General features: G+C 69.3%; 22 protein-coding genes and 1 pseudogene. 12 read left to right on the top strand and 11 right to left on the bottom strand.

Features of this window, described 5'->3' with window-relative positions:
* Positions 1-6 precede the first annotated feature (6 nt).
* Positions 7-528, bottom strand: coding sequence for a hypothetical protein (locus CRP49_RS11840; protein ID WP_097253340.1), 522 nt, complete (start codon positions 526-528; stop codon positions 7-9).
* Positions 529-614: 86 nt separating this feature from the next.
* On the opposite strand from CRP49_RS11840, the gene CRP49_RS11835 reads away from it, so the two are divergent.
* Positions 615-1004, top strand: a complete 390-nt coding sequence (locus tag CRP49_RS11835; protein ID WP_097253339.1) for a DUF3592 domain-containing protein — start codon at positions 615-617, stop codon at positions 1002-1004.
* A 284-nt stretch (positions 1005-1288) separates the two neighbouring features.
* On the opposite strand, the gene CRP49_RS11830 is transcribed toward CRP49_RS11835, so the two are convergent.
* From CRP49_RS11830 to CRP49_RS47810, 7 genes are all read right to left on the bottom strand, one after another.
* Entirely contained in the window at positions 1289-1576 is a 288-nt protein-coding gene (locus CRP49_RS11830) for a hypothetical protein (RefSeq protein ID WP_373560341.1), read from the bottom strand.
* 116 nt (positions 1577-1692) lie between these two features.
* A complete protein-coding gene (locus CRP49_RS11825) occupies positions 1693-1983 on the bottom strand; it encodes a hypothetical protein (protein ID WP_094215886.1) in 291 nt (96 codons plus the stop codon).
* Between the two features lie 79 nt (positions 1984-2062).
* Positions 2063-2656: a phage tail protein gene (locus tag CRP49_RS11820; RefSeq protein WP_097253338.1), complete on the bottom strand. Its 594-nt coding sequence runs from the start codon at positions 2654-2656 to the stop codon at positions 2063-2065.
* A gap of 23 nt (positions 2657-2679) precedes the next feature.
* Positions 2680-3015, bottom strand: a complete 336-nt coding sequence (locus CRP49_RS11815; protein ID WP_306459774.1) for a hypothetical protein — start codon at positions 3013-3015, stop codon at positions 2680-2682.
* Positions 3016-3341: 326 nt separating this feature from the next.
* The gene (locus tag CRP49_RS11810; RefSeq protein ID WP_094215883.1) at positions 3342-3530 is read right to left on the bottom strand and encodes a helix-turn-helix domain-containing protein; all 189 of its coding nucleotides are present in this window, start codon (positions 3528-3530) and stop codon (positions 3342-3344) included.
* Positions 3527-4072 carry a hypothetical protein gene (locus CRP49_RS11805; RefSeq protein WP_179851587.1) on the bottom strand — a complete coding sequence of 182 codons (546 nt, stop codon included), beginning with the start codon at positions 4070-4072 and terminating at the stop codon, positions 3527-3529. Before CRP49_RS11805 ends, CRP49_RS11810 begins: the two co-directional genes overlap by 4 nt.
* 41 nt (positions 4073-4113) lie before the next feature.
* Complete coding sequence (locus CRP49_RS47810) at positions 4114-4335, bottom strand: WhiB family transcriptional regulator (RefSeq protein ID WP_257033369.1); 222 nt, start codon at positions 4333-4335, stop codon at positions 4114-4116.
* A 293-nt stretch (positions 4336-4628) separates the two neighbouring features.
* Here CRP49_RS47810 and CRP49_RS11795 point away from each other — a divergent pair, with 293 nt between their 5' ends.
* The 3 genes from CRP49_RS11795 to CRP49_RS11785 are packed head-to-tail and all read left to right on the top strand — an operon-like array spanning position 4629 to position 5843.
* Entirely contained in the window at positions 4629-5075 is a 447-nt protein-coding gene (locus CRP49_RS11795; RefSeq protein ID WP_257033368.1) for a helix-turn-helix transcriptional regulator, read from the top strand.
* 16 nt (positions 5076-5091) lie between these two features.
* Positions 5092-5520: a hypothetical protein gene (locus CRP49_RS11790; RefSeq protein WP_097253335.1), complete on the top strand. Its 429-nt coding sequence runs from the start codon at positions 5092-5094 to the stop codon at positions 5518-5520.
* On the top strand, positions 5517-5843 hold the full coding sequence (locus CRP49_RS11785) for an antibiotic biosynthesis monooxygenase (protein WP_097253334.1): 327 nt from the start codon (positions 5517-5519) through the stop codon (positions 5841-5843). Before CRP49_RS11790 ends, CRP49_RS11785 begins: the two co-directional genes overlap by 4 nt.
* A gap of 54 nt (positions 5844-5897) precedes the next feature.
* Here the strand turns inward: CRP49_RS11785 and CRP49_RS11780 are convergent, their stop codons facing one another.
* Positions 5898-6665: a GntR family transcriptional regulator gene (locus tag CRP49_RS11780; RefSeq protein WP_097253333.1), complete on the bottom strand. Its 768-nt coding sequence runs from the start codon at positions 6663-6665 to the stop codon at positions 5898-5900.
* 12 nt (positions 6666-6677) lie between these two features.
* Between CRP49_RS11780 and CRP49_RS11775 the strand changes: the two are divergent.
* Both CRP49_RS11775 and CRP49_RS11770 read left to right on the top strand, forming a co-directional pair.
* A pseudogene (locus CRP49_RS11775) lies at positions 6678-6979 on the top strand (hypothetical protein).
* Positions 6980-7155: 176 nt separating this feature from the next.
* Entirely contained in the window at positions 7156-8622 is a 1467-nt protein-coding gene (locus CRP49_RS11770; RefSeq protein ID WP_097253332.1) for a hypothetical protein, read from the top strand.
* Between the two features lie 100 nt (positions 8623-8722).
* On the opposite strand, the gene CRP49_RS11765 is transcribed toward CRP49_RS11770, so the two are convergent.
* Positions 8723-10990: a (Fe-S)-binding protein gene (locus tag CRP49_RS11765; RefSeq protein ID WP_097253331.1), complete on the bottom strand. Its 2268-nt coding sequence runs from the start codon at positions 10988-10990 to the stop codon at positions 8723-8725.
* Between the two features lie 207 nt (positions 10991-11197).
* On the opposite strand from CRP49_RS11765, the gene CRP49_RS11760 reads away from it, so the two are divergent.
* The 5 genes from CRP49_RS11760 to CRP49_RS11740 all read left to right on the top strand — a co-directional run bounded on the left by CRP49_RS11760 (position 11198) and on the right by CRP49_RS11740 (position 16476).
* Positions 11198-12217 (top strand): MraY family glycosyltransferase, encoded by a 1020-nt coding sequence (locus CRP49_RS11760; protein WP_097253330.1) that lies wholly within the window; start codon positions 11198-11200, stop codon positions 12215-12217.
* A gap of 94 nt (positions 12218-12311) precedes the next feature.
* Positions 12312-14159 (top strand): molecular chaperone DnaK, encoded by a 1848-nt coding sequence (gene dnaK / locus CRP49_RS11755; RefSeq protein WP_097253329.1) that lies wholly within the window; start codon positions 12312-12314, stop codon positions 14157-14159.
* A complete protein-coding gene (gene grpE, locus CRP49_RS11750) occupies positions 14156-14818 on the top strand; it encodes a nucleotide exchange factor GrpE (RefSeq protein ID WP_094215867.1) in 663 nt (220 codons plus the stop codon). Before dnaK ends, grpE begins: the two co-directional genes overlap by 4 nt.
* 36 nt (positions 14819-14854) lie before the next feature.
* The gene (gene dnaJ / locus CRP49_RS11745) at positions 14855-16021 is read left to right on the top strand and encodes a molecular chaperone DnaJ (RefSeq protein WP_097253328.1); all 1167 of its coding nucleotides are present in this window, start codon (positions 14855-14857) and stop codon (positions 16019-16021) included.
* 5 nt (positions 16022-16026) lie between these two features.
* The gene (locus CRP49_RS11740; RefSeq protein WP_097253327.1) at positions 16027-16476 is read left to right on the top strand and encodes a heat shock protein transcriptional repressor HspR; all 450 of its coding nucleotides are present in this window, start codon (positions 16027-16029) and stop codon (positions 16474-16476) included.
* Positions 16477-16536: 60 nt separating this feature from the next.
* Here the strand turns inward: CRP49_RS11740 and CRP49_RS11735 are convergent, their stop codons facing one another.
* On the bottom strand, positions 16537-18234 hold the full coding sequence (locus CRP49_RS11735; RefSeq protein WP_097253326.1) for a PA14 domain-containing protein: 1698 nt from the start codon (positions 18232-18234) through the stop codon (positions 16537-16539).
* 296 nt (positions 18235-18530) lie between these two features.
* Between CRP49_RS11735 and CRP49_RS11730 the strand changes: the two genes are divergently transcribed.
* On the top strand, positions 18531-19637 hold the full coding sequence (locus CRP49_RS11730) for a sugar ABC transporter substrate-binding protein (protein WP_097253325.1): 1107 nt from the start codon (positions 18531-18533) through the stop codon (positions 19635-19637).
* Positions 19638-19899 lie beyond the last annotated feature (262 nt).

Below are 19899 nucleotides of genomic sequence, written 5' to 3'. Positions count from 1 at the left end.
CGGGGGTCAGGCGATCTGGGACGCGGCCTGCTTGGCCTCCTTGTGCAGATCGCTCAGCGACCGCGTGAGGGCGACGGCGGCACTGCGCATGCCTTTCAGGCGGTCCACGTCGATCTGGCTGACCGCCACTTGGCCGCCGGGCTTCGGGGCGGAGCCCACGCCCAAGAACTTCTCGCTCTTCAGTTCCAGGCCGATTCGGTCCAGCAGCTTCTTCCCCAGCACATCCCAGTTGAGGAGCTTGTTGAAGCCGAGAGTCGCCACTACCGCGACGGTGGCCGGAAGCCATTCCTTCTTGAGCAGGTTGCCGATGACGTCGGACAGGCCGGTCAGCGGCGAGAGCTGCTCCACCAGGCTCGGTTTGTCCTCCTCCTTCTTTTTGTCGGCCCCTTTGCCGCCTGCGGGTTTGCCGAGACCTTGGATCGCCTTGTCGAAGTGGGCTTTGGTGACCCATGTGTCCTGTCGGCCGGCCAGGAGCGTCTTGACTTCGACGACTTTCTCGTAGACCTCTTCATTGGTGCGATTGGTCACCTTTCCTCCTGCTTCCGATGGGGTGGGCGCATGGCCTAAGGTTTCGTGACGGTTGAGGTGCCGGTGACGCTGGAGGGGTGGGGAACGTGCTCGACGGGCTGCGCGAATACGGGCCGGCTGTCCTGATCTTCGGAATCCCAGTTCTGGCCGGGGCGATCCTGTTCATCTGGCGTGACGGAGCGCTGCGGCGCCGGGGAGTCACCGTTCGCGCCCGGTGCGTCAATCAGGGCCGGAACAAGGAGGGGGCGGTCGCTCTGCGGCTCCAGTACGAGGTCGACGGCGCGCAGTACGCCATCACGACCCAGCACTACACGTTTCCTCCGGCGGGAATCGGCCAGACGGTGGACGTCGTTTACGACCCTGTGCACCCCTCGTACGGGCAAATGGCATCGGAATTGGGCCGGGGTATCGTGCCGTGGATCGTCGGCGGCATCGCGACCGTGCTGCTCGTGCTGACGGGGATCTCCTACCTCTGACCCCCACCCTTCCTGGGGGTCATTGCAGCGATTTTCGAGATCTGCGCAGGTGTCGCCGCCGCCGCGTGGGGGGTGAACCTCTTTGTGCACGGCTTGCGTGAGCACGGGCGTAAAGTCACGCAGGAGGTCGAGATCCGTGATTCCGTCAAGCTGTCGACGGGAATTTCGTATCGATTCACGCCGGTTGACGCAAAGTCCGGTTCCGCTTCCCGGGACTTTTCTGGAACCCCACGCGGATTCAGTGGTCCGCAGTTCTCGCCGGGGGAGCGAATCAGCTCCGGTTCTCAGGCGAAGAACTGCTGGATCTCCCGGAGCGAGGGCAGGGGACCCGCGTCCCGGTCAGGGGCGGGCTCCTCCTCGGTGTCCGGCGCCTGCCCCGGTCGCGGTACCGGCCGCGGATACTCCGGCGGCTCGCTGTCCTCGTCCCGGTTGACCGTCGCGAACATCCAGTTGGCCTCGGCCAGTTGATCGACCGTGGCGGCCAGCAGGTGGTCCGTCACCGACCACTCCGCGGCCTCCCCGTGCAGCTCCCGCAGCAGTGCGCTGTCCCGCGGCAGATGCCGGACCAGCACCGCGAGCCGGCGCGAGGTGAGCCGGCCGCGGTGCCAGTCCAGGAGGTCGACGCCGTAGTGGCGGAGCAGATCCGCCTCCAGGGCCTCGGCGTGCTCATCGACGAGCGCGCCGAGGCTCAGCCTTCCCCCAGGCCGAGCCCCGTCTCCTTGCCGTAGGTCTCCAGGATCGCGGCGATGTCCTGCATGGTGACGTCGTGCTGCTCGAAGCGGGCGAACTGCTCCTCGCCCAGCAGGAGTCGGAGCAGCCCGTCCACGTCGTTGTCGTCGAGGTCGCGCAGCTTGCGGGCGGTCGTGCGGGTGAGCTCGGTCGGCAGCGTGAAGCGGTCGCCGTCCAGGGCGAAGGACCAGTCCCGGCCGAGGGCTTCCAGGCGCTGGGCGCGGGCGGCGTTGACGTCGAAGGCGGTCATGTGAGGCTCCCTGTGGGTGAGTTGGGGCGCGCGCCCGGCGTGTGCGCACACGCCGGGCACACAGCGGGGGTTACGGCGATCAGGCCAGCGCGGCCGGGTCGTTGACCAGCCAGGTGGCCAGCGGCTTGGTCGGGTCGTCACCGGACAGCGCGGTGAAGGTGACGCCGAGCTTGACCGCGCCCGACCGGCTCAGCGACAGCTCCTCGACCTCGGAGACGGCGCCGTACGGGATCACCAGGCGGTAGCGCAGGTCCTTGGTGCCGTTGTTGTCGGTGAAGTCGATGGCGAGGGCGCGCTGGTCCTGGCCGCCCGGGGCGCCGGAGATGTCGATCTTCTGCGCGGTGGTCTCCGTGGTGGACCCGGAGGCGACGATCGAGGACGACGGCACGCCCAGGTAGAACGGGAAGGTGTCCTTGTTGATCTGCAGCAGCTGGAACTTCAGGGTCAGGTCCCGGTCGGAGAGCATGAAGCGGGCCGGGGCCATCGACTGCCAGGTGTCGACCGGGTCGTTCTTGTCCTTCTTGTTGAACTTGACCCCGTCGGACGAGGTGAAGCCCAGGTTGACCCACGGGGCGGCCAGCGCGGTGGTCTCCTTGACGGTGGTCCCGGCCGGGGCCCACCAGACGTTGCCGGTGCCGGCGATGCGGATCTCGGCGTTCTTGAAGCCTGCCATGTGTACTCCTCAGTGTTGGTCGGTCATGCCGGGCGGATCGAGAGCCGGAGCGTGGCGAGGTAGCGGTTGCCGGCCGGCCGGTTGTAGTCCGGCAGCCAGCGCGGGCCGTCGGCCTCGTCCACGTCGGTGACGAGCGCGGTGCCGTACTGCGTGCCGGGCAGTTCCAGCACGCAGGCACGGGCCGCGTTGGCCGTGACGAGCGCGGTGGTCTTGTCCGGCCCGTACACCTCCAGGTCCACCAGCGGACGGTCGAGGTGGAGGTCGTCGATCCAGGCGCCGCCGGCGCGGGAGACGAGGACGACCTGCTGGGTGCCGTCGAACCCGGCGGGCGGCCGGTTGTCGACCGTGGTCCCGGCCATCTCGGTCCGGTTCTTCAGGAAGTCGACGACCAGCCGCTCCACGTCGGGGAAGTTCAGGATCGCCACATGGACGCTCCCTTCGGGGAGATGCGTGGTGATGCGGGGAGAAGGGCCCGGGTTTCCGGGCAGCAGAAAGCGGCAGGTCCGCCGCCCGGGATGTGGGCGCAGCTCTGCCGCTGCATTCAGTGTGACGGGGTGGCGCCGATCCTGCAACTGACGTTGTTTCAGGGGGAGTTGGGGCTTCGCGCGCACGTGAGGGCCCCGCCGCGATCGTGCGGCGGGGCCCTGGTGACGTACGACTGCCTCAGCGAGTGGTCAGCGAGTGGTCAGCGACCGGCGCGAGCGCGGTACGTCGCCCGCTCGGCGGCGAAGACGTCCTCCAGCCGGTACAGCTGCCGCCTGCCCTGTGTGCCGGCGGGCCGCAGATGCCCGCGCTGCACCCACTTGCGAATGGTGGCCGGGCTGACACCGGCCTCGGCGGCGGCCAACTCGGCGGTGATGAGGGGGGTGTTCACGAGGCGACCTCCGCTTCCGCTTCCGTGTCATGGCTCTTGCAGACGGGGTTCACACACCGCACCTCGGCCCGCTCCGGGAACGCCCGCAGCGAGACCGAGTCGCAGGCGGGGCAGCGCCCGGGCAGCCGGACCAGTTGCTCGGGGTCGCCGAGGGTGCGGGCGCAGCGGGCGGCCATGCGCCGGGTCTCGTCCTCGACGTGCGCGGCGAGGACGGGGTCGGCGGCGACCCGCTCCAGCAGCCCGGCGATCCGGCGCAGCCGCACCGGCACCGGGGCGGGAGGCACGGACCGCAGACCGAGCCGCTCCCGCACGGCCTCCTCCAGCTCGACGACACCGTCGGTGATGTCGCGCAGGGCATCGGAGACGTGCAGCCGCACAGGGGCGGTCGTACCCCCGACGGCCCCGCCGCCGCGCCGTTCCCGCAGCCCCCCGTGGGCTGCGGGCGCCAGCTCGGCGACGAGTTCGGGAAACCGCTTGAGGAGCGAGCCGATCCACACGGCGGCTCCGGCGTCCGGGACAGGCGTACGGCTCGTACTGCTCATACGACTCGCACGGCTTGTACTACTCGTACGGCTCGTACTGCTCATACGGCGACCACCCGCCCGTTGCGCCACAGCCGCCCGCCGCTGACGCCGTCGAACCAGTTGTGCGCAGGATCCACGATGGCCTCGCACTCCCGCCGGATCGGGCATTGATTGCATGCGCGCAACGTACGGCGGGCATCGGAGGGGTTACGGGTGAAGACGAGGCGGGGTGGAAGGTTTGCGCAGGCCGCAGCCCTGCGCCAGTCGAGTTCGCTGGTCACGTGTGATGCCTCCCGGAGGGAATGGAATATTTGTTCGACACGTGCGAACGCTGGCCAGCGTGGCACCGTGCGAGCGCGAGCGCAAGCGTTTAGCGGTGCCAGTGTGACGGAATGAGATGTGGCGGTCGCCCTTAGTGCTGACTCTCCGGTGATGCGTGCACTCTCGGCGCGCGGTGTGCGAACATGTGTTCGAAGGTGAGGTGAAGGTGTGAAAGCTCCTTGCGCGCGTGCGCGCACCGAACATGTGCGCGCGCGATCGGTACGCTGCTCCCTCGACGAGGGGAGAGCGGAGCATGGCGTCGAGCCCACGTATGGAGCGTCTGGAACGCACCGACGGACTCGAGGAGTTCGCCGCATGGGTCGAGGACCTGATGCGACAGCGCGGTTACGTCATCGACGGACCGCGCGGCGGCGGCAAGTCCCGGCTGGCGGACGACGCGGGGGTGCACCGGGCGGCAGTCACCCGGCTCCTGCAGCGGCAGAGCATGCCGGACCTGGAGACGATGCGCCGTCTGGCCGGCGTGCTGGGCGTACCGCTGCGGGACATGCTGATCCGCTCCGGACGCCTGTCGGAGGAGGACCTGCCGCTGGAGCCGGTGCCGGGCGGGAGCTGTGCGCCGGCGGGCCGGATCAGCCCGGAGGAGGCGGCCCGGCGGATGGGGGTCCCGGAGGATCTGCGCGGCCTGTTCGCGAAGGTGGCCCGGCAGTTCCTGCCGGAGGGCGGTTCTGGCGGTTCGTAGCGGAAGGAGTGCGCGGATGGCGAGCGATGCGGACCGGATCGACCAACTGCTGGGCGCGCTGCTGATCGAACTCGGCGAGAAGATACGGCAGGCCGGCGCCGAGGGCGTCCGCATCCTGACGGACGAGGAGCTGCAGCGGTCCCACCTCCAGTGGTACCGCATGGGCTGGGAGGAACACGCGAGAGCGGTCCGCCCTTACGGCCCCCCGCATTCCGCCACCGCTCCTCCACCTCCACACCGGGGCGACGCCTCCCTGGGCTCGCCTCCGCGCTCCACAGGTTCCTCCTCGTCGGCGGACCCCTCCTCCGACGCGTCCCGCCCATCCGGCCACCCCGCCGACCCCGACCCCCTGACCGAGGTGGGCCGCCTGCTCAGCTTTCCCCGGTCCGGGCGAACCCACCTGCCTGAGCCGGACAGAGGGAGCCGAGGCAGGATGGACCCATGAGCGTAGTCAAGATCAACGTGCTGACCGTTCCTGCTGAGCAGCGGGAGACCCTGGAGAAGCGGTTCGCTTCGCGAGCCCACGCCGTCGAGAACTCCGACGGCTTCGAGTGGTTCGAGCTGCTGCGCCCCGTCGAGGGCACCGACACCTACCTCGTCTACACACGCTGGCGGGACGAGGAGTCGTTCCAGGCGTGGATGGAGGGCCCGATGAAGTCCGCGCACCAGGGTGGCGGCGAGGGCGCCGAGCGGCCCAAGCCCGCGGCCAGCGGTTCCACCCTGTGGTCCTTCGAGGTGGTGCAGCAGGCGGGGCCGAAGGGCGAATAGCGAACAGGTCGCTGTGGCCTGTAAACGGCGAGGCGCAGTACGAGTCCCGTCCCGTCACTCCGGCGCGAACTCGTACTGCAACTCGTAGAGGTGCCCGGCTTTCACCATGGCCGTCACCTCGATGGGACGGCCGTGGTCCGTGTAGACGACACGAAGAGTGCACAGGACGGGCAGGCTGCTGGGCAGGCGTAGCGCCTGGAACTGTTCCTGCGTGGGCACGCGGGCCGAGACCCGGTCCACGCTCTGGCGGGCCGGATGGCCGAGTGATGCCAGGAGCGCGGGAGTCCCGCCCTTGATCCTGCGGCGTTCCATCAGCGGCGTGCCCCGGGCGATGTCCAAGAGGTAGTAGGACTTGACCAGTTCGGCCGGTTCGTCGTCGACCAGCAGGATCTGGCTCCGGAGCAGGACCGCGCTGTCCTCCGGAAGGCCGAGGGCGGTGCGGACGTCCGCGGGTGGGCGTGTCTCTGTCACGTCGAGGAGGGTGATGTGGGCCTCCGCGCCGTGCTTCTCCGCCTCGGCGAGCCAGGGGTAGGCCTCTCCGGCGGCGGCCGGTGCCAGGGACGCGGCTGGGCGTACCGTGCGTTGCCTGTGCTCCCGGACCGTCACCGCCGCACCTGCGCGCCCGACCACCAGACCCTCGTCCTTGAGGAGCTGGAGCGCCTTCTGGACTGTGGCGTTCGAAGCGTCGAAGCGGCTCCTGAGCTGTGCGGTCGAGGGCAGGTTGGCTCCCGGCCGCAGCTCGCCGCTCATGATGTCGTCGCGCAGGTCGGCGACGATGCGCTCGTGCCGCGAGTTGGCGCTGGCCGCCCTGGGGCAGGACATGCCCGGCCCGTACTGGATCCACGGGCTGGAGGTCGCGTGACCCAGCCGCCGCGTCTGCTGCCCTGGACCGGTTCCGGGGGCAAGCCCTGTTACCTGATCACCGACGACGGTGACGGGCCGCTCTCCCGACTGGCCGACGCCACGGAGTCCGTTCAGCTCGGCATGGGTGGCCAACTGCTGGACCATGCACGGGAGATACTGCCGGGCACTGCGCCCGGCGAACTCGTTTCCTCGCCGAGTGCTTGACCAAGGCCCTCGACGACGCCCTCCGAGTCGCGGAGAGCCGGGGGCGGCGGCTGGAGCGGCTGAACTGAGCCGAGCCGCTCAGTGGGCCCCGCCTCCAGTGCAGCGCGAAGGGCGTGATCCGTTCGGCCGCCCTGCCTGGCACCGTGTCAGATCACGCAGAAGCATGTTCCTGACCCCGGCCCCGCAGCCCAGCTCAGGAGACGCCATGCACCGTAGCCCAGACCGACATGCGTGGAGGCGAGCGGTGCCGCGGAAGTGTTGGCTGCTTCTGCTGTCCGTCGGGATGATCGCAGGTGCCCTCGCCTCCGGCAGCGCGCGGGCCGCCGATGGCGTCGGGTCCGCGGACCGGCGCTGCGACAGGACGCCGACCGACGTCGGTGTCGAGGAGCACTACCTGGACTTCACGGTGCCGCCCGGGCTCATGCCGGACGCGCAGTTCGACGGCCGCGCCGCGAAGATCCAGGTCCACCGCGTCCAGCCGGTGTACGCCCACGGGAGGTGTCCGAACGTTCCGAGCAGAGCCGCGGTGCTGGTCCACGGCCGCAGTCTGCCCGGCACACCGGTCTTCGACCTGCGGCAACCCGTCTCCCGGGACGAGACGCTCAGCATGCAGCAGGCCCTCGCCCGGGCGGGCATCGACACCTTCGCCCCGAGCCTCCTCGGCTACGCCCGCTCGACGCGGTTCGACACCGGGCTGGACGATCCCGGCAACGCGAGCCTGAGGCCGTATCTCCCGGACGGCTCCTGCCCCTACCCCGAGGGGTGCGACCGCAGCCACCTGCCCTTCTTCCGCCTCGACCAGCAGGGGACGCTGCTGCTGGACAACCCGCTGGGCGGGGCGCGGGCCGCGCACTCCAGCAACTCCCGCTTCGGCCGCACCGACGTGTGGGTGCGCGACGTCCGCCAGGTCATCGACGACGCGATCGCGCGGGCCAGGCCGACGGACGGCAAGGTCACGCTGGTCGGCTACTCGCTCGGCGGGAACACCGTCGGCCGGACCCTGTACGCGGCCAACCCGGTGCTCACCGGCAGCGACGCCGTCATCGCGAAGGTCAACCGCGCCGTGTTCTCGTCCTCGCTCTTCGGCACACCGACCGAGGAGGCGGCACCGGCGACGGGCTTCACGAGCTTCCCGACGAGCCTGACCGTCCGGGCGGACAGCGACGGCGCCTGGGCGATGCCGCACGACCGGGACGTCGCCTGCACCGGCCACACCGTCCCGGGCAGCCAGGAACAGATGTGGAACCAGCTCATGGAGGAAGATCCGGTCGGCAGAAGCTGGGGAGGGAGCGACCCCGCCCGTCCGACCGGCGTCAACCGCACGCCGACCTTCTCCAGCTACGGCTGGAACTCCACCGTCGCGCACCAGCAGACCACACCCTCGCTCGTCATCGACGGCCTCGACGACACGACACCGATGGCGACACCGGCCGACTCGAGGGCCCTCTACGACAGCCTCGGCACGTCGAAGAAGGTGCTGGTGCAGGTGCAGTGCGCGAGCCACGCGATGCTGTGGGAGGGCTGCTCGGGGTCGCGCTGCACACCGCGCACGGGAAGGCCCTACGGCATCCCCGCCGGCCGTGTCTGGCCCGGCCCCCACGCCACGGTCCAGGCCGCGATCACCGAGTGGATCAAGAACGGCACCTTCACCGGCGCCACGAACGGACGCTTCACGGTCGACGAGAGCGGCGTCGCGCATCCCGCTCCGTGACGGCCGCGGCAGCGTGGCCCCGGCACACGACGGCGCCCCCTGCCTGTGCGGGTCAGGGGGCGCCGTCGGGTCGTACAGCCGCAGTGTCGTACAGCCGGCGTTACTTCACCGGCTCCGGCTCCGGCTCGCTCTCCGGCTCCGGCTCGCCCGCCGGGTCGACCGGCGTCTTGACGGACTCCAGGAGCAGCTGGGAGACGTCCACGACCTGGATGGACTCCTTGGCCTTGCCCTCGTTCTTCTTGCCGTTGACCGAGTCGGTCAGCATGACGAGGCAGAACGGGCAGGCCGTCGAGACGATGTCGGGGTTGAGGGAGAGGGCCTCGTCGACGCGCTCGTTGTTGATGCGCTTGCCGATCCGCTCCTCCATCCACATCCGCGCGCCACCGGCGCCACAGCAGAAGCCGCGCTCCTTGTGGCGGTGCATCTCCTCGTTGCGCAGGCCCGGGACCTTGCCGATGATCTCGCGCGGGGGCGTGTAGATCTTGTTGTGGCGGCCCAGGTAGCACGGGTCGTGGTACGTGATGATGCCCTCGACCGGGGTCACCGGGATCAGCTTGCCCTCGTCCACCAGGTGCTGGAGCAGCTGGGTGTGGTGGATGACCTCGTAGTCGCCGCCGAGCTGCGGGTACTCGTTGCCGATGGTGTTGAGGCAGTGCGGGCAGGTCGCGACGATCTTCTTCGCCGACTTCGGCTTCTTCGTCGACTCGTCCTCGTCGTCCTCGCCGAAGGCCATGTTGAGGGCAGCGACGTTCTCCATGCCGAGCTCCTGGAACAGGGGCTCGTTGCCGAGGCGGCGGGCGGAGTCACCGGTGCACTTCTCGTCGCCGCCCATGATCGCGAACTTCACGCCCGCGATGTGCAGCAGCTCGGCGAAGGCCTTCGTGGTCTTCTTGGCGCGGTCCTCGAGGGCGCCGGCGCAGCCGACCCAGTACAGGTACTCGACCTCGGTGAGGTCCTCGATGTCCTTGCCGACGACCGGGACCTCGAAGTCGACCTCCTTGGTCCACTCCAGGCGCTGCTTCTTGGCCAGGCCCCAGGGGTTGCCCTTCTTCTCCAGGTTCTTGAGCATCGTGCCCGCCTCGGAGGGGAAGGCCGACTCGATCATGACCTGGTAGCGGCGCATGTCGACGATGTGGTCGACGTGCTCGATGTCCACCGGGCACTGCTCCACGCAGGCGCCGCAGGTGGTGCAGGACCACAGGACGTCCGGGTCGATGACGCCGTTCTCCTCGGCGGTGCCGATCAGCGGGCGCTCGGCCTCGGCCAGAGCCGCGGCGGGCACACCGGCCAGCTGCTCCTCGGAGGCCTTCTCCTCGCCCTCCACGGTCTTGCCGCCACCCGCGAGCAGGTAGGGCGCCTTGGCGTGGGCGTTGTCGCGCAGCGACATGATCAGCAGCTTCGGCGACAGCGGCTTGCCGGTGTTCCAGGCGGGGCACTGCGACTGGCAGCGGCCGCACTCGGTGCAGGTGGAGAAGTCGAGCAGGCCCTTCCAGGAGAACTGCTCGACCTGGGAGACACCGAAGACGTCGTCGTCACCGGGGTCGGTGAAGTCGATCGGCTTGCCGCCGGAGGTCATCGGGAGCAGGGCGCCCAGGGAGGTCTCACCGGTGGCGTTCCGCTTGAACCAGATGTTCGGGAAGGCCAGGAAGCGGTGCCAGGCGACACCCATGTCGGTCTTCAGGGCGACCGTGATCATCCAGATGAAGGAGGCCGCGATCTTCACGCCCGCGAAGAGGTAGGTGAGGTTCTGGAGCGTGGAGACGTCCATGCCCCGCAGCCACGACACCACCGGGTACGAGAGGAAGAAGGATGCCTCGTAGCTGTCGACGTGGTGCTGTGCGCCCTCCAGCGCGTGCAGCATGAAGATGCAGATGCCGACGGTGAGGATGACGGCCTCGACGAAGTACGCCTGGCCGAAGTTGGAGCCGGCGAAGCGGGACTTGCGGCCCGGCTTGTTCGGCTTGCTCAGCTGGCGGATCACGATCAGGACCGCGATGCCGAGCACGGTCATCGTGCCGATGAACTCGACGAAGATGTTGTACGGCGCCCAGTCGCCGATGATCGGCAGGATCCAGTCGGCCTGGAACAGCTGGCCGATGGCGTTGACGATCGTCAGCAGCAGGGAGAAGAAGCCCACCGCCACGAACCAGTGCGCGACACCGACGATGCCCCAGCGGTTCATCCGGGTGTGGCCGAGGAACTCCCTGACCACGGTGACGGTGCGCTGCACGGGCTCGTCGGTGCGGGTGCCCGCGGGCACGTTCTGGCCGAGCCGCATGAAGTTGTAGATCTGCAGGAGGGCGCGGGCGAACAGGGCCACGCCGACCACGATCAGAACCAGCGACACGATGATCGCGGCGAGTTGCATTTCGGGGCTCCTCGGGCCTGCGAGGGACTTCTTCGAGAGACATTACTAAGCGGTAACTTATGCAGTCCGTCTGAGACTACCCGCATCTTTACTTGCACTGTAGTCAGGGGCGAGGTGATCTGGGTCGCTGAGGGGAGCCTGAGCAGGCCAGGCAATCCGATCGTGTTATTCGTACCGAATTGCTACTTTCGGGCCTAACTTAGAGCCGTGCTCTACGGGATCGCCGCGGCCTCCGCCGCTCTCCTCCTCACCGCCGTGCTCGCGGCGCTCCTCCGGGTGCCCGCCCTGCGCGCGGGGATCGTCGACCGGCGCCGGCAGCGGCCGCTGCCGGCGCTCGGAGGGGTCGCCGTCGTGGCCGTCACCTGTCTGGTGGCCTGGGTGGGGGTGTGGACGAAGGTCGCCCCGCTGGGGGACGGGGTCGCGGAGCTGCTGGTCGCCGGTGCCGCGGTCGCCGTGCTGGGGCTGGTCGCCGACGTGTGGCGGCTGCGCGCACGGGTGCTGGTCGCCGGTACGGCCGTGGCGGCGGCCTGCGTGGTGCCGTACGACGAGACGGGCGTCTGGGGCGGGATCCTGGCCGTGGGCTGGATCGTCTTCGCCTCCGTCGCCTTCAAGGGGCTCGACCACGCCGACGGACTGGCGGGCACGGTCGGGGTGGTCGCCGCCTTCGGGACGGGGGTCTGTGCCGCCGCCGAGGTGATGGACGGGCTCGCGGTGCTGCTGAGCGTGTTCGCGGCCGCCCTCACCGGGTTCCTGATGCACAACTGGCATCCCGCGCGGGTCGGAATGGGAGCCTGCGGATCGTTGTTCACCGGGTTCCTGCTCTCCTCGGCCGCCGTCTTCACGCGCGCGGGGTACGCGCTCGGGCCGACCGCGGGTGTGCTGTTCTGCCTCGGTGCCGTGGCCGCCGGCGACTTCCTGCTCGTGGTCCTCGCGCGCGCGAGGACCCGCCGGCCGCTGCTCAGGCGCGGCCCGGACCATCTCGCGCACCGGCTGCGGCGGCTCGGGCTCACTCCGCCGGGGGCCGTCGTGCTGCTCGGCGCCGGGTCCTTCTCCACGGTGCTCGTGGGGGTGCTCGTCCATGCCGGCTGGACCGGGGACGGGGCCGTGCTGTGGGTGGCGGGAGGGGTGCTCCTCGTCGTTCTCGTACTCCTTCGCATCCCTGTCCAGCCGCCCCGGCGGACGGTATCCACGCAGGTCAGAGGGCAGTTGCGTGTAAGGAACGGATAAGAGTTGAGTCCGTTCGACTCAGGTCTGTTGACCCATCGCATCTCCTCATGCACACTTGAGCCTGTTCCACTCAAGTCAGCTGGAGGAATCAACCATGGCACGTGCGGTCGGCATCGACCTGGGCACGACTAACTCCGTCGTCAGCGTTCTTGAAGGCGGCGAGCCCACCGTCATCACCAACGCAGAGGGCGCCAGGACCACGCCGTCCGTCGTCGCCTTCGCCAAGAACGGCGAGGTGCTCGTCGGCGAGGTGGCCAAGCGTCAGGCGGTCACCAACGTGGACCGGACCATCCGCTCCGTGAAGCGCCACATGGGCACGGACTGGAAGATCGAGCTCGACGGGAAGCAGTTCAACCCGCAGCAGATGAGCGCCTTCATCCTGCAGAAGCTGAAGCGCGACGCCGAGGCCTACCTGGGCGAGAAGGTGACCGACGCGGTCATCACCGTCCCGGCCTACTTCAACGACTCCGAGCGCCAGGCGACGAAGGAGGCCGGCGAGATCGCCGGTCTGAACGTCCTTCGTATCGTCAACGAGCCCACCGCGGCCGCGCTCGCGTACGGCCTCGACAAGGACGAGCAGATCATCCTGGTCTTCGACCTCGGTGGCGGCACGTTCGACGTCTCGCTCCTGGAGATCGGCGACGGTGTCGTCGAGGTGAAGGCCACCAACGGTGACAACCACCTCGGTGGTGACGACTGGGACCAGCGCGTCGTCGACTACCTGGTCAAGCAGTTCCAGTCCGGTCACGGTGTGGACCTGTCCAAGGACAAGATGGCCCTCCAGCGCCTCCGCGAGGCCGCCGAGAAGGCGAAGATCGAGCTGTCCTCCTCCACCGAGACCTCGATCAACCTGCCCTACATCACCGCGTCCGCCGAGGGCCCGCTGCACCTGGACGAGAAGCTCACCCGGGCTCAGTTCCAGCAGCTGACGGCCGACCTGCTGGAGCGCTGCAAGACGCCGTTCCACAACGTCATCAAGGACGCCGGCATCTCCCTCGGCGAGATCGACCACGTCGTCCTCGTCGGTGGCTCCACCCGTATGCCCGCCGTCGCCGAGCTCGTCAAGGAGCTGACCGGCGGCAAGGAGGCCAACAAGGGTGTGAACCCGGACGAGGTCGTCGCCATCGGCGCCTCGCTCCAGGCCGGTGTCCTCAAGGGTGAGGTCAAGGACGTCCTGCTCCTCGACGTCACCCCGCTGTCCCTCGGTATCGAGACCAAGGGCGGCATCATGACCAAGCTGATCGAGCGCAACACCACGATCCCGACGAAGCGCTCCGAGATCTTCACGACGGCCGAGGACAACCAGCCGTCCGTGCAGATCCAGGTCTACCAGGGCGAGCGCGAGATCGCGGCCTACAACAAGAAGCTCGGCATGTTCGAGCTGACCGGTCTGCCGCCGGCGCCGCGTGGCGTCCCGCAGATCGAGGTCTCCTTCGACATCGACGCCAACGGCATCATGCACGTCACGGCCAAGGACCTCGGCACGGGCAAGGAGCAGAAGATGACCGTCACCGGCGGCTCCTCGCTGCCGAAGGACGAGGTCGACCGCATGCGCCAGGAGGCCGAGCAGTACGCGGAGGAGGACCACCGCCGCCGCGAGGCCGCCGAGACCCGTAACCAGGGCGAGCAGCTCGTCTACCAGACGGAGAAGTTCCTCAAGGACAACGAGGACAAGGTCCCGGGCGAGGTCAAGACCGAGGTCGAGGCCGCCGTCGAGGAGCTGAAGACCGCGCTCAAGGGCGAGGACACCGCCGAGATCCGCACGGCCACCGAGAAGGTCGCCGCGGTCTCCCAGAAGGTGGGCCAGGCCATGTACGCCGACGCCCAGGCCGCGCAGGCCGCCGGCGGTCCCGAGGGCGCTGCCCCCGGTGGCAAGGCCGCTGACGACGACGTCGTCGACGCCGAGATCGTGGACGACGAGCGCAAGGACGGTGCCGCGTGACGGAGGAGACCCCGGGCTTCGAGGAGAAGCCCGACGTCCCCTCCGGCGCGACCCCCGAAGACGCCGAGTCGAAGGCCGCTCCCGAGGAGGGGGCGGCCCCGGCCGGGGACGTAGCAGCAGACGCGGGTCTGGTGGCCCAGCTGGACCAGGTGCGCACGGCACTGAACGAGCGCACGCTGGACCTCCAGCGGCTCCAGGCCGAGTACCAGAACTACCGCCGCCGAGTGGAGCGCGACCGGGTCGCGGTCCGGGAGATCGCCATCGCGAACCTCCTGACCGAGCTTCTGCCCGTGCTCGACGACATCGGCCGCGCGCGGGAGCACGGCGAACTGGTCGGCGGCTTCAAGTCGGTGGCCGAGTCGCTGGAGACCGTCGCGGCCAAGATGGGCCTGCAGCAGTTCGGCAAGGAGGGCGAGCCCTTCGACCCGACGATCCACGAGGCCCTGATGCACAGCTACGCGCCGGACGTCACCGAGACGACGTGCGTGGCCATCCTGCAGCCCGGGTATCGCATCGGCGAGCGCACCATCCGCCCCGCGCGGGTGGCCGTGGCCGAGCCGCAGCCCGGCGCGCAGGCCGTCAAGGCGGAGGGCGCCGAGGACACCACCGAGGCGACCGCGGCCGACGACAAGGAGAACGGTGGCCCGGAGGAGGGCTGACGTAATCACTGAAGACAGGAAGGAGGGGCGTCGGGGATGAGCACCAAGGACTTCATCGAGAAGGACTACTACAAGGTCCTCGGCGTCCCCAAGGACGCCACCGAGGCCGAGATCAAGAAGGCGTACCGGAAGCTCGCCCGCGAGTTCCACCCGGACGCCAACAAGGGCAACGCCAAGGCCGAGGAGCGCTTCAAGGAGATCTCCGAGGCGAACGACATACTCGGCGACCCCAAGAAGCGCAAGGAGTACGACGAGGCACGCGCCCTGTTCGGCAACGGCGGCTTCCGCCCCGGGCCGGGCGCCGGCGGCAACTTCAACTTCGACCTGGGCGACCTCTTCGGGGGCAACACCCAGAGCGGAGGCGGCTTCGGCGGCGGAATCGGTGACGTCTTCGGGGGCCTGTTCAACCGCGGCGGTGCGACCGGCACCCGCACCCAGCCCCGGCGCGGCCAGGACATCGAGTCCGAGGTCACGCTGAGCTTCACGGAGGCCATCGAGGGCGCCACGGTGCCCCTCAGGATGTCCTCCCAGGCGCCCTGCAAGGCCTGTTCCGGCACCGGCGACAAGAACGGCACACCGCGCGTGTGCCCGACCTGCGTCGGCACCGGGCAGGTCGCCCGGGGCTCGGGCGGCGGCTTCTCGCTGACCGACCCCTGCCCCGACTGCAAGGGCCGCGGCCTGATCGCCGAGCACCCCTGCCTGGAGTGCAAGGGCAGCGGCCGCGCCAAGTCGTCCCGCACGATGCAGGTCCGCATCCCGGCGGGCGTCACCGACGGGCAGCGCATCCGGCTGCGCGGCAAGGGCGCGCCCGGCGAGCGGGGCGGACCGGCGGGCGACCTGTATGTGATGGTCCACGTCGGCGAGCACCCGGTGTTCGGGCGCAAGGGCGACAACCTCACCGTCACCGTGCCGGTCACGTTCGCCGAGGCGGCCCTCGGCGGCGAGGTGCGGGTCCCCACCCTCGGCGGCCCCGCCGTCACCCTGAAGCTGCCGCCCGGCACTCCCAACGGCCGCACCATGCGCGCCCGGGGCAAGGGCGCGGTCCGCAAGGACGGCACCCGCGGCGACCTGTTGGTCACCGTCGAGGTGAGTGTCCCGACGGACGTCTCGGGGAAGGCTCGTGACGCACTGGAGGCGTATCGCGAGGCGACCGCGGGCGAGGACCCGCGGGCGGAGCTGTTCGAGGCCGCGAAGGGAGAATGAGAGTGATGGACGGCCGTCGGCGCAACCCGTACGAACTGACCGAGGAGACCCCGGTCTACGTCATCTCGGTCGCGGCCCAGCTCTCCGGACTCCACCCGCAGACGCTGCGCCAGTACGACCGCCTGGGCCTGGTCTCCCCCGACCGCACCGCCGGCCGGGGCCGACGCTACTCGGCCCGTGACATCGAGCTGCTCCGCCAGGTGCAGGCGCTGTCGCAGGACGAGGGCATCAACCTGGCCGGCATCAAGCGGATCATCGAACTGGAGAACCAGGTCGCCGCGCTCCAGTCCCGCGTGGCGGAGATGGAGGCGGCCCTGGACGGCGCGGCGGCCGCGATGCAGCAGCGCGAGGCCGCCGTCCACGCCTCCTACCGCCGCGACCTGGTCCCGTACCAGGAGGTCCAGCAGACCAGCGCGCTGGTGGTGTGGCGGCCGAAGCGGCAGCAGAACGACTGAGGCGTCTGCGACAGATGAAAGGGGCCCGGATTCCGGGCCCCTTTCGCGTGCTCAGGGTCTTCAGGGCGCGAGGGCCACCCAGTCACCGCCGGGCGCGGACTCGGTCCCGTCCGCGTACAGCGCGACCACCCGGTAGAAGTGAGTGGTCCCCTTGGCGGCGCCGCTGTCCTCGTACGCGGTGTCCGTCGTGGCGCCCAGCTTCTCGTACGCCTTGCTGCCCGGGTTCCAGCGGTAGACCTGGTAGCCGGTGGCGTCCGCCACGGCGTTCCAGCCCAGCGCGACGCCCGTCCCCGCGGCGGCCGCCGACAGCCGGACCGGCGAGCCTTCGGGCGTCGCCTCGCTCGGCGTCATGTCCAGCTCGGTGACGGTCACGGCCTCGGCCGGGCCGTTCCACTTGATCGCGGAGTTGCCCTCGTCGTCCACGGCGTCGACGAAGAAGCAGACCTCGCCGCCGTCCGGGAGCGTGGTGTAGTCGTAGGACGTCCTGTCGGGCGAGACGTAGTCCGCCGTGCCGCCCCAGCAGATCTGGTCGCCCGGGTCGCCCACCACCTCGCCCCAGTGGATCTCGTAGTACTTCAGGTCCGTGGCCGGGTTCTTGTCCCAGTTCAGATGGAAGCCGTACTCGGTCGGGGTGACGCTCAGCCCGGTGACGAGGGCGGGCGGGTCGTTGTCCCAGATCTTCCCGCGCTGGGACTCGGACCGGGCGGACTCGTTGCCCGCCGCGTCGACGGCCGAGACGCGGTAGTAGTACACGACGCTCTCGGCGGCCGTGGTGTCCAGGAAGGTGAGCTGGTCCGTGCGCCCGATCTCCGTGTACGTACCGCCCTGGCCCGCCGCCCGCAAGACCCGGTACGACACCGCGTCCGCGACCTTGTCCCAGCCGACCTTCAGCCCACCCGTACCGCCGGTCGAGGTCACCTCGCCGGACGCGAGCACGATGGTGGGCGCGGCGGGCGCGACCAGGTCGACGGTGGTCACACCCAGGTCCGCCGTACCCGTGGACTCGTTGCCGACCCGGTCGTAGGCACGGACCTCGTAGTAGTACGTCTCACCCGCCTGGGGAAGGCCGGCGTCGGTGTACGAGGTGGAGGTGGTCGTGGCCAGCGGCTTGCTCCCGAACGACGCGCCCTTCAACCGCCGATAGACCCGATACCCCCCGAGGTCCATCTCCTTGTTCTTCGCCCAGGTCAGCTTCGCCTTGCCCGTCTCCTTGTCGTACGCCACCGAAGTCCCCGTCGGCACAAGCGGCTTGACCTTGTCGGCGTCGGCCGACAGCCGGGGCAGGTACGAGAGGGCGACGTTGGCGGTGCCGGTCCAGTTGACGTAGTCGACGCGCAGGGTGTGCTTGCCGGACGGGATCGTGACGTCGACGGACTTGCTCTGGTTGGTCGACACGTTCTTCCAGATGTCCACCTTGCGCACGCCGTCCAGGTACACCCGTACCCCGTCCTGGGTGCTGACCGGCAGCGAGAAGGGCCCACCGGAACCAAAGTCCCGCGTCACGCTCCAGCGCACGCCGAAGTTGTCCTTGGGCAGACCCGTGGCCGGGGCACCCGTGCCCCAGTTCTCGGAGATCCCTGAGTCGCAGTCGGTTTTCTTCGGAGTGCCGGAGAAAGTCGTGTTCGCGTAGAACGTCCGGGTGTACACCGGGGAGACGCAACTCGGGGCGGCGGACGCGGTGGTGGTGAGTGCGCTCAGCAGGGCGCCGGTGGTGGAGAGTACGGCGGCCGTGGCTGCCGTACGTCTGGCTGGGTTCATTCGGTCCTCTGCTCGAGTCGGAGAGACGGCGCACGGCCGCCGGTGATCACGACTCGCGAGGATTGCCGTTGGTTGTGCGGATCTTTGCCTGCCCATGAACTCCCCGTGGATGGAGGGTCCGTAAAGAGTGTTTGGAGGGGATTCCGTTCCTTCTTCACAGGTGCAGCGGAGCGTGCTGTTGCGCACTCGTTAAGTAGTTCCGCTTGACGCCGGGTAGCGGCTCCGCGTTGTCTTTTCAGACACCTGGGTCGTAAAGCAGCACCCACGTCCGGAACGCACCTGAAGTGAGCCCCCGAATGCGTCGTATCGCCATAGCCGTGGCTGCATCCACGATGACCCTTTCGCTCGTCGGCTGCGGCGTGCTGGACGCGACGGGGGACGGTGCGAGCGCGAGCCCGACCAAGGGCGACGACGTCACCATCGGGCTGCTGCTGCCGGAGAAGGCGAACACCCGCTACGACAAGTTCGACTACCCCATCATCAAGAACAAGGTCGCCGAGCTGACCCACAAGAAGGGCAAGGTCGAGTACGCCAACGCCGACGCGGACGCCGCCCGGCAGGCCGGCCAGCTGCAGCAGATGATCGACGACAAGGTCGACGTCATCCTGCTCGACGCGGTCGACTCGCACGCCATCGCCGGCCAGGTGAAGAAGGCCAAGGACGCGGGCATCCCGGTCATCGCCTACGACCGGCTGGCCGAGGGTCCGATCGACGCCTACATCTCCTTCGACAACGAGCTGGTCGGCGAGGTGCAGGGCCGTTCGCTGCTGGAGGCGCTGGGCTCGAACGCCGACACCTCCGACAAGGTCGTCATGGTGAACGGCTCGCCCACCGACCCGAACGCCAAGCAGTTCAAGCAGGGGGCGCTCTCCGAGCTGAACGGCAAGGTGACGATCGCGGACACCTTCGACACCCCTGACTGGAAGCCGGAGAACGCCCAGGCCGAGATGACCGAGGCGATCAACAAGATCGGCAAGAACAACATCGCCGGGGTCTACGCCGCCAACGACGGCATGGCGGGCGGTGTCATCAAGGCGCTGAAGGCGGCCGGCGTCACCAGCCTGCCCCCGATCACCGGCCAGGACTCCGAACTGGACGCGGTGCAGCGGGTCGTCGACGGCGAGCAGTACATGAGCGTCTACAAGTCCTACCCGGACGAGGCCGAGGCCGCGGCCCAGATGGCCGTCACCAAGGTGCAGGGCAAGGACATCCAGTTCGACGCCCTCACCCAGGACAAGGTCGACAGCCCGACCGCCAAGGGCATCCCGTCCAAGCTGGTCCAGGTGAGCGCCCTGACCAAGGACAGCATCAAGGACACGGTTCTCGCCGACGGGATCTACACGATCGGCGAGATCTGCACCGCCAAGTACAAGGCGGCCTGCGCGGCCATCGGCCTGAAGTAGGGCAGAAGCCCGGCTCGCGGCAGTGGGCTCGCACGTGACGCGGCGGGAGCCGGAAGGTCCTCGGCTCCTGGCCGCGTCACGCGCTGAGCGGCCCTCCCGTATCGCGCCACCCCCGTGGGCGCGATACGACGGCCCCGGCCGAACGGGGGGTGTCCGACCGGGACCGCTCCGGGTGTCGGTGCACCCGGGGGAAGCGAGATCAACGATGCCCCGGTGACGTGCGCCCCACCACCATCATCTTGTTGCAATGCGACGGGAGGAG

The organism is Streptomyces sp. Ag109_G2-15, assembly GCF_900215565.1.
GTDB classification, from domain to species: Bacteria; Actinomycetota; Actinomycetes; order Streptomycetales; family Streptomycetaceae; genus Streptomyces; species Streptomyces diastatochromogenes.
This window is presented reverse-complemented; position numbering and strand designations above follow the sequence as displayed.